The sequence below is a fragment of the Pseudanabaena mucicola FACHB-723 genome, from assembly GCF_014696385.1.
In the GTDB taxonomy this organism is placed as follows: Bacteria; Cyanobacteriota; Cyanobacteriia; order Pseudanabaenales; family Pseudanabaenaceae; genus Pseudanabaena.
Genome location: NZ_JACJQB010000077.1, coordinates 1 through 7556, shown reverse-complemented (window position 1 = coordinate 7556; position 7556 = coordinate 1). Strand labels below are relative to the sequence as shown.

Annotated in this window: 10 protein-coding genes; 7 read left to right on the top strand and 3 right to left on the bottom strand. The window is 41.6% G+C overall.

The window, feature by feature from the left end:
- The first annotated feature begins 500 nt into the window (after nt 1-500).
- The 6 genes from H6F41_RS18305 to H6F41_RS18280 all read left to right on the top strand — a co-directional run bounded on the left by H6F41_RS18305 (nt 501) and on the right by H6F41_RS18280 (nt 5412).
- Nucleotides 501-971 (top strand): helix-turn-helix domain-containing protein, encoded by a 471-nt coding sequence (locus H6F41_RS18305; RefSeq protein WP_190404895.1) that lies wholly within the window; start codon nt 501-503, stop codon nt 969-971.
- Nucleotides 890-1561: an IS630 family transposase gene (locus tag H6F41_RS18300; protein ID WP_190404898.1), complete on the top strand. Its 672-nt coding sequence runs from the start codon at nt 890-892 to the stop codon at nt 1559-1561. The genes H6F41_RS18305 and H6F41_RS18300 overlap by 82 nt, the downstream gene beginning before the upstream one ends.
- 116 nt (nt 1562-1677) lie before the next feature.
- Complete coding sequence (locus H6F41_RS18295) at nt 1678-2106, top strand: nucleotidyltransferase family protein (RefSeq protein WP_242023113.1); 429 nt, start codon at nt 1678-1680, stop codon at nt 2104-2106.
- Complete coding sequence (locus tag H6F41_RS18290; protein ID WP_190404894.1) at nt 2103-2573, top strand: ribonuclease toxin HepT-like protein; 471 nt, start codon at nt 2103-2105, stop codon at nt 2571-2573. Before H6F41_RS18295 ends, H6F41_RS18290 begins: the two co-directional genes overlap by 4 nt.
- Before the next feature lie 14 nt (nt 2574-2587).
- Nucleotides 2588-3448 (top strand): alpha/beta fold hydrolase, encoded by an 861-nt coding sequence (locus H6F41_RS18285; RefSeq protein ID WP_190404893.1) that lies wholly within the window; start codon nt 2588-2590, stop codon nt 3446-3448.
- Between the two features lie 113 nt (nt 3449-3561).
- A complete protein-coding gene (locus H6F41_RS18280) occupies nt 3562-5412 on the top strand; it encodes a hypothetical protein (protein ID WP_190404892.1) in 1851 nt (616 codons plus the stop codon).
- Here H6F41_RS18280 and H6F41_RS18275 read toward each other — a convergent pair.
- On the bottom strand, nt 5395-5643 hold the full coding sequence (locus H6F41_RS18275) for a TIGR03985 family CRISPR-associated protein (protein WP_190404896.1): 249 nt from the start codon (nt 5641-5643) through the stop codon (nt 5395-5397). The genes H6F41_RS18280 and H6F41_RS18275 overlap by 18 nt on opposite strands.
- A gap of 13 nt (nt 5644-5656) precedes the next feature.
- On the bottom strand, nt 5657-6640 hold the full coding sequence (locus H6F41_RS18270) for an SDR family NAD(P)-dependent oxidoreductase (RefSeq protein ID WP_190404891.1): 984 nt from the start codon (nt 6638-6640) through the stop codon (nt 5657-5659).
- Between the two features lie 302 nt (nt 6641-6942).
- Here H6F41_RS18270 and H6F41_RS18265 point away from each other — a divergent pair, with 302 nt between their 5' ends.
- Nucleotides 6943-7110 (top strand): hypothetical protein, encoded by a 168-nt coding sequence (locus H6F41_RS18265; RefSeq protein ID WP_190404890.1) that lies wholly within the window; start codon nt 6943-6945, stop codon nt 7108-7110.
- On the opposite strand, the gene H6F41_RS18260 is transcribed toward H6F41_RS18265, so the two are convergent.
- Nucleotides 7111-7556 (bottom strand): IS630 family transposase (locus H6F41_RS18260; protein WP_190401965.1); only part of this gene is annotated, 446 nt, incomplete at its 5' end.

Genomic DNA, 7556 nt, shown 5'->3' with positions numbered 1-7556 from the left:
ATCACTGCCGATAATGCTCTCAATTGGTTCCATCACTGCGGTATCGTTTTTCAGCGCCTTAGGTAAGTTCTTTGTGGTGCTCTTGATCTCAATTTGCTGTAAATAAGCTTGGCGTAAATGATCGCGTGCAAGCAGCAGTTTTTGCAGTTCGTAATAATATGCTTTGAATTCTGATTGTGATACTCCTTTCCCAGTCTAAAAATAGTCCAAGGATTAGACGGTAGTGTTTCAAACTTGTTGAATCAGAAAATCTGGTAACAAGGAAAAAAGCAGACTAGCTATTTTCCTTTTCCTACAATTTTTACCTGCATTCCAACAAGTTTGAAAAACTACCCACTGCATCATTTAAGTGTCGAGTAAGTGTCGAGATGAAGTGATCGCCACTAATAGAGAGAATAATACCTATCACGCAGGTTCTTATCTTGGCCATGGATTACATGAAGTTAAGTAGGTAGACCAAAGAAAAGTTAAGATAAAAAAGTTCAGTAACGCGCAAAAAGATGCCAGTCGCCCTCAAAGTAAAACTGAGTATAGAAGACGACAAAAGACTGCTGGAAATCAGCCAAAGAGAAGCAACAGGAAAACGAGTCAAGCAAAGAGCCGAAGCGATACGGCTAAGCAGTCACGGATGGAAAGTCGCCCAAATAGCAGCATATTTCGAGTGGCATGAACAAACAGTCCGAGAAATCATCCAAAGATGGAAACGGGATGGCGAACAAGGGGTGTATGACCTGCCCAAGACAGGAAGACCGAAACAATGGCAAGAGTCAGACCTGAAATATCTAGAAACCTGTCTGGAAGAAGATGGTCAGGTATACAACAGTCAGCAATTATCCACCAAGCTACGAGAAGAAAGACAAGTAAACCTGAGTAGTGACCGAATTAGGAAATTACTAAAAAAAAGGGTTGGGTATGGAAACGGGCGCGAATTTCCCACCAAGACAAGCAGGATCAAGAAACTAAAGCAATAAAACAAGCCGATTTAGACTTCTTAAAATTAGCGGCAGCAGCAGGGGAGATTTGTTTGAAATATTTAGATGAGACGGGATTTAGTTGTTGGTCACCTGTACAGTATGGTTGGATTCGACAAGGGCAGAGTAAACGCCTTGAACAAACAGCATTGCGGGGTAAGCGAGTCAGTTTAATTGGTGTGTTGGAGCCTGAAGTGAGTTTTGATGCTGCTTATCGTGTCGGTAGTATCACCAGCAAGGAATATATTGAAATTATGGATCGACAGACTGATTTAGCTGCGGATTTATTCCTACTTAACCGTGTGATTACCGTCATTGGGCAAGACAATAGCTCTACGCATATCTCTAAGGCGGTACAACTCAAAATTCCTGAGTGGGAGGGTAAAGGCTTATTTTTATTTCAGTTACCTCCCTACTGCTCTGAGATGAATCCCATTGAATTGGAGTGGTTACATTTAAAGCGTGACCATCTTTCTGGTCAAATGTTTGACTCTGAGGATTATTTAATGTGGGGTATCGAAGATGCTCTTCTTTCCCGTTACGATTCTCTTGGTTTTGACACTTCCTATTTTGAGTTTTCTTATGCCTAGCTACTTATTACTTGAAACAATAGTATCTTCTGTGTGGATCGATCAAGCTGACATAGTGCCTTGTGCTGTATATTTGATCCTATATGAAATTCGTTGCTGGCTTAGAGGAGATAATTATGAATAGTAATAAACTTTCCTCTCACATTTTGTTCTCTTCTACAACTGAGAGAAAGGTAGAAACTAAAAATGTTGTTGATGCTGACAAAATGTACAGCTACATTCTCGCAGCGAGAAAAAGGGAACAAGCAAGGCAAGAAGGTCTCAGACAGTTGCAAAGCCGTGGTATTGAAACTGCTAAACAAGCTGCAAGAATTCTACGTCAACAGTTTAGGGTAACAAGAGTAGTTCTATTTGGGTCAATGCTGCAACCCGAAATCCATGCTAATTCAGATATAGATCTTGCTGTGTGGAACTTATCCAAATCTGACTATTTCCAAGCAGTTGGTAAACTACAAGGTCTTAGTGAATTTGAGATCGATCTCGTTGAGGCAGAAAATGTATCTGATTACATTGTTGAAGCGATCGCTCAAGGACTAGAATTATGAACCGTTATAATGTCCTGATTGCAAGACTCAACAACGAGCTAACTAGACTAGCTACTACTGTGCAATTAGCTATCTCGCAAGCTCAAAAAGCAAAAACGACAGCAGATGAAGATTACTGGTATGCCACTGCTTTTAGTCTGCAAAATTTTTATATGGGTGTTGAACGCATTTTTGAAGATATTGCGAAGGAAGTGGAAAACAATTTGCCCACAGGTTCGAGTTCCCATAAGTTACTTTTAGAACAGATGTCGCTGGAGATTCCGCATACAAGACCTCCTGTGATTCTTAGTGATACGCTACATAATTTGAATGAATACCGTGGGTTTAGGCATGTTGCTATTCATCGCTATGGATTTGAATTAGAAAGTAATCGAATTGCTGAGCTAACGGATAAGCTCATGACAAGTTATACACTATTAGTTAGAGATATAGAGAACTTCTGCCAATTTTTGCAAGCATTAGAATAAGGTTGATATTTGATATGAGTAGCTCAACTTGGCATCACGATAGGATTGATACGAACGGTATAAAACTGCACTATGTCACCGAAGGCGAAGGTACGCTGATGTTGTTCCTGCATGGATTTCCCGAATTTTGGTACTCATGGCGACATCAAATCCCTGAATTTGCAAAAGACTACAAAGTTGTTGCTGTCGATCTGCGCGGTTATAACGATAGTGATAAGCCACAAGCTCAATCTGCCTATGTCATGACTGAGTTTGTAGAAGATGTCAAAGGAGTAATTTTAGGCTTGGGCTATGAGAGTTGTATTTTGGTTGGACATGATTGGGGAGGAGCGATCGCATGGTCATTTGCCTATGCCTATCCTGAATTAGTAAGTCGTTTGATTGTGATGAATCTACCGCATCCTGCTAAATTTGCGGCAGGGCTAAAGACCCCGCAACAGATGCTCAAGAGTTGGTATATTGCGTTCTTTCAAATTCCATTTTTGCCTGAGTTTTTGATTCAGCTAGATGACTATCGACTGATTGGAGAGGCATTTCGAGGAATGGCGATCGATCAGAGTGCTTTTACGGACGAGGATATAGAGCAGTATAAGAATGCTTTTGCTAAGCGTGGTGCTTTGACTGGTGCGATTAATTACTATCGCAATCTACCAGATAATCTATCTCAGAAAAAGGTGTGGGATATTCTGAAGATACCGACATTGATGATCTGGGGTGAAGAGGATCGGGCTTTAGGTAAGGAATTAACCTATGGGACGGAGGAGTATGTGCAGGATTTACGGATTCGCTATATTCCTAATTGCAGTCATTGGGTGCAGCAGGAACAACCGCAGTTGGTTAATCAAATGATGCGTGAATTTTTGGGTGAGGAGTGATGAAAACACTGTTTTGTGGAGCTTTACACTATAAAACGAACTAAGGGAAATCAAACTAAATTGAGTAGTGATGATCATACAATTGATGATTATTGCTAAAGCCCGACCGCGCCATGCCACGTAAACAAACCGTAGAAATTGTTCCTAGTCTTCAACAAGCACTTGAGTCGAAAACTGTTGACGAATTAAAAAAGCTTTATACTCTGTTGTCTCTCGATCAGAGATTGACTCGCAAAGCCGATTTTGTGACTGCAATTTTGCAACAAATTGAGGGTACAAAGATCAAGCAAATTTGGCAGAAGCTAGACAAATTGCAGAAAGCGGCGATCGCTGAGGTCGTACATTCATCGGGAAATGATTACCGTGTGGACTCTTTTGTGGCTAAATATGGGCAGAAGCCAAACTTTGGTACAGGCGATCGCTATAGCTATAGTTATCAGCCCTCGCTATTGAGCTTATTTTTCTATCAAGGCGTAATGCCATCGGATCTCAAACAAACCCTAAAAGATTTTGTTCCTAAACCTCAAGCAACCTGTTTAAAAGAAGTTAGTGATACAATTCCTGACAGGTTTCTGGTGCGCCAACAAAAGTATTGGAATGCCCAAGAATATGAAGTGCCGTTGACAGTCTGTGAAATGGAACAGGTTGCTCAAAAAGATTTGCTGTCAGTTTTGCGTTTGATTCAATCGGGAAAAGTATCTGTCAGTGATAAAACATCCTTACCCAGTGGCGCGACGGTGAAAGCGATCACGACAATTTTATTGGGGGGTGATTTTTATGACGATCAACAACGCAAATTAGAGGCACAGTATACCTACACATCACCTGAAGATGATATTGGCAGTGTTAAAGCCTTCGCGTGGACAGCCCTATTGCAGGTGGCGAATATGGCGGAACTTGCTGGCAAAAAGTTAGTTCTGACCAAGGCAGGGCTAAAGGCTTTGCAAGAACCACCAGTGAAAACTTTACAGACACTGTGGAAGCGTTGGTTAAAAAATACGACCTTTGATGAATTTCGGCGCATTGATGAGATTAAGGGGCAAACTGGTAAAGGCGCAAGGGGGATGACGGCAGTAGCAGGGCGGCGCGAAGTAATTGCCAAGGCTTTGAGTGAATGTCCTGTTGGTAAATGGGTGCAATTCGATGATTTCAGTAAATACATGGTAGCCACTAGACAGTTATTTGAAGTTACCCACGATCCTTACAATCTCTACATCTGTGAATTTGGATATGGAAATTTAGGATATGAAGGTAGCCATGATTGGCATATTCTGCAAGAGCGATATATGCGCTGTCTCTTGTTTGAATATGCTGCAACCCTTGGGTTGCTTGATGTCGCCTATGTCGATCCAGGGGTGACTTGGCGTGATTTTGGCGATCTCTGGGGAACCGACGATCTAAACTTTCTTAGTCGTTACGATGGTTTGATTTATTTTCGCTTAACTGCCCTCGGAGCATATTGTTTGGGATTGACTGAAAAATATCAACCAGCAGCGATTGCTCATAGTCAGACCTTGCGGGTATTGCCGAACCTAGAAATTGTGGCTTCAGGAACTGGGCTGAATATTTCGGATGCTTTAGTTCTTGATCTTTATACTCAAAGGATTGCTGATACAATCTGGCGACTAGATTTGGATAAACTTTTAACAGCAATCGAAGATGGGCATCAGGTTACGGAATTAAAGCAACTTTTGGAGCAGAACAGTAGCGAACCTTTGCCTGAATCTGTACAGGAATTTCTGAGCGATGCTTCAGAAAAGGCGACTAGTTTGAGGGATTTGGGAGAAGCAAGATTAATTGAATGCGCTAGTTCACATTTAGCGTCATTGATTGCCAACGATCTGCTTACTAAGAAATACTGCCAGCTAGCGGGGAGTCGTGCTTTAGTAGTTTTAGCTGTTAATGAAGGGAAGTTTCGCAAAGCTCTGCGTCAAATCGGCTATGCTCTACCTCCAGTCAGGTAGATAATGCATCAACTCTTGAGTAGTTTCATTGACCATTCTCTCTCTGAGCGCAATTGGTGCTAACACTTCGCCATTTGGTCGCCAATCGCGTAATCTTTGGATGATATTAACGTCATTGGGTCGAATCCAAGCTTGATAATAGCGATCGCTAGGATTACGTTGTCCTAAAATTGCCAAAATTTTATTGCGTTCATGGTTACTCGCAACAGCTTTTTGCAGTAAAGATGCAATTTTAGAATCCTAATCAAATTTTCGGAGACTTGAGAACAGTTAACAGGAGCATCCACCAAGGCATACGCAGATCAGGAATGAATTTAGCGTTAGATTTTAAACTTGGTAAACTTTGCGCCAATAAAAATCTGAGAGAGCGTAAAGAAACAGGACGCTGCTGATACTCATCAACTATTCCATAATGAGCCGCTAGTTCAGCTGCAAGCTGAACCTTGCTAGTTCGTCTCATCAAATCAGGATCAGTATATAGAGCCGCAATTACCCTACCGACAAATAAAGGAGTTTCCCAATTAAACTTATCAGCGATCGCCGCCACACCAAGATTACCATCAGTACCCTCAAGATTTGCTTCAGCCAACTGATGAAACTGCTCAGTACCAACAATCCCCGGCCAAAGTGAAATTGAAGCAACATTAAACGGCTTTAGTTCCACTCCCATCTCAGCCGAGAAGCGATCGCAAGCAGATTTACCAGTACCATAGGCAACACCAAAGATAGGAGCTAAGCCACCCCAAGAAGAAATCGTGACGATCAAACCTTGTTTGCGTTTGGTCATCATTTTCGCCGCCCAATGACTTGCCACATAGTGACTTCGCAAACCGACTTGATTACAGGCATCCCAAAGACTAAGATTTGCTTCCCAAAAAGGTTTACCCTTTGCATCAATTAGCGATCGCACACCACCATAAGCATTATTGACCAATAGATCCAACTGTCCATTTTGTTCTCGATCAATTTGCTCAAATAGAGATTTAATCTGTTCATCATCACCGTGATCAACGGGAACTGCTATACAAATTCCACCCGCTTTTTCTACTGCGGATTTGGTATCTAGTAAGCTTCCCGAGATAGTTTCTGTAGAATTTGTCTGATTCACACTGCGCCCCGTGATATAAACCAACGCACCTGCTTCACCTAAACCAATAGCAATCCCTTTGCCAATTCCCCGTGAAGCCCCTGTTACTAAGGCAACTTTACCTTTTAAATTTGCTGCCATGATAAACCATCTCCATTTTGCGAACCACTTTCCAATTATCGCTTACCGATGAACTCGAGATCGGCATGACCAGTCTTGCGTATTGCTTGTTTTTTTCTTTCTTATCTTCAACAATAGCTATGAAGTATGTTGAATCTTCCCTATGAAATATTTCCAGAAATTAGTTGAGAAGATTATGCTGATGAAGTCTGTGTCACATAAAACATTCTGGTTAGGGAAGTTAACAAATAATTGTCCGACAAAAGTAATGATTAGCTAAAAAAGTAGCCCTACCCCAAACTTTACAAAACGTTATTTGAAACATGGAAAGACTACAAATCACCCTCACTAGCAACGATTATCGTCAATGTGTCGCCCTCTGCCTGAGAGGCAATGGTCATGCCTCAACCATAAACCGCGCACAGGTATTACTGGCTCTGCACGACGGTGTGGACATCTCAGAAGTAATGCGAGTGCTGAGAGTTAAGTAGCTAAGCAAAATTAATTACATAAGTTGAACCAAAGTCTCGAAGAACTTTTTCAACATAAGAGACTAAACTTTCCCAAGATTCATATGCATTGAGTTCAATCCACTCATACTTCATGAAACGCCACAAAATTTCAATCAAGTTCAACTGGGGACTATAAGGGGGTAACTGGAAAATCTCAACTTGCTGGTTCTTCCACTGCTCTAATTTCTCTTGAATCAGTTGACTGGTATGAATAGAGGCTTTATCCATAACAATCACTGTTGGCTTGGTAGATTGACGAGCAAAGTCATCGATACAAGCGAGAATGACTGCACTGGTGATACTGCGTTCAAAAACATAAGCAGATAAGTCATTGTTTCGATTCATCAAACCCACGACATTTAACCTCTTACTGCGTTGACTGGGTAAGCTTAAACCCGTCCCTTTCTCTTGCCAAGCATAGGGAA

Bases quoted from the DNA above. Each gene is read 5' to 3' on its own strand.
- H6F41_RS18285 (WP_190404893.1), top strand. From the start codon at position 2,588: ATGAGTAGCTCAACTTGGCATCACGATAGGATTGATACGAACGGTATA.
- H6F41_RS18305 (WP_190404895.1), top strand. From the start codon at position 501: ATGCCAGTCGCCCTCAAAGTAAAACTGAGTATAGAAGACGACAAAAGA.
- H6F41_RS18290 (WP_190404894.1), top strand. From the start codon at position 2,103: ATGAACCGTTATAATGTCCTGATTGCAAGACTCAACAACGAGCTAACT.
- H6F41_RS18265 (WP_190404890.1), top strand. From the start codon at position 6,943: ATGGAAAGACTACAAATCACCCTCACTAGCAACGATTATCGTCAATGT.
- H6F41_RS18270 (WP_190404891.1), bottom strand. From the start codon at position 6,640: ATGGCAGCAAATTTAAAAGGTAAAGTTGCCTTAGTAACAGGGGCTTCA.
- H6F41_RS18280 (WP_190404892.1), top strand. From the start codon at position 3,562: ATGCCACGTAAACAAACCGTAGAAATTGTTCCTAGTCTTCAACAAGCA.
- H6F41_RS18295 (WP_242023113.1), top strand. From the start codon at position 1,678: ATGAATAGTAATAAACTTTCCTCTCACATTTTGTTCTCTTCTACAACT.